General features: G+C 40.6%; 1 pseudogene. It reads left to right on the forward strand.

Annotated elements, in window-relative coordinates:
• A pseudogene (locus tag ACODS7_RS32270) lies at positions 1 to 836 on the forward strand (DNA translocase FtsK); the annotation flags it as partial.

Genomic DNA, 836 nt, shown 5'->3' on the forward strand with positions numbered 1-836 from the left:
AGAAGAAGTGGAAGTAATTGCAGAAGCGGAAGAGTCAGAAGAAGTAGAAGTAATTACAGAAACAGAAGAGCTAGAAGAAGTGGAAGTGATTGCGGAAACAGAAGAAGTGGAAGTGATTGCGGAAACAGAAGAAGTGGAAGTGATTGCAGAAGCAGAAGAGCTAGAAGAAGTGGAAGTAATTGCAGAAGCGGAAGAGTCAGAAGAAGTAGAAGTAATTGCGGAAACAGAAGAGCTAGAAGAAGTAGAAGTGATCGCAGAAACAAAAGCGCCTGTAGTAGAGACATTTGTAGCACTTGAGGAAATTCAGCAAGAAGATGAAGTAATTGAACAAAACAGTGAATTCATACATGTAGCTGAGGCTGATGAACAGACAAAGAACGATGTTCAAAGCTTTGCGAATGTTTTAATTGCAGAAACAGAAGAAAATAAACGAGTTGTAGAAGAAGCACCAGTCGCAGAAGAACAATCAGTTGTAGAAGAAGCACCGGTCGTAGAAGAACAACCAGTTGTACAAAAAGAAGAACCAAAACGTGAGAAAAAGCGTCATGTACCATTTAATGTTGTTATGCTGAAACAAGATAGAACACGATTAATGGAAAGACATGCAGCTAGAGCAAATGCAATGCCGCCTTCTGTTAATGTACGAGTAGAGAATAAGCCAGTGCAACAAGAGGTAGCAGAACCACAAGTGAAAGAACAACCAATGCAACAAGAGGTAGTAGAATCACAAGTGGAAGAACAACCAATGCAGCAAGTAGTAGCAGAACCACAAGTGAAAGAACAACCAATGCAGCAAGTGGTAGTAGAATCACAAGTGGAAGAGCAACCAATGCAAC

It is taken from the genome of Bacillus sp. FG16, from assembly GCF_057809515.1.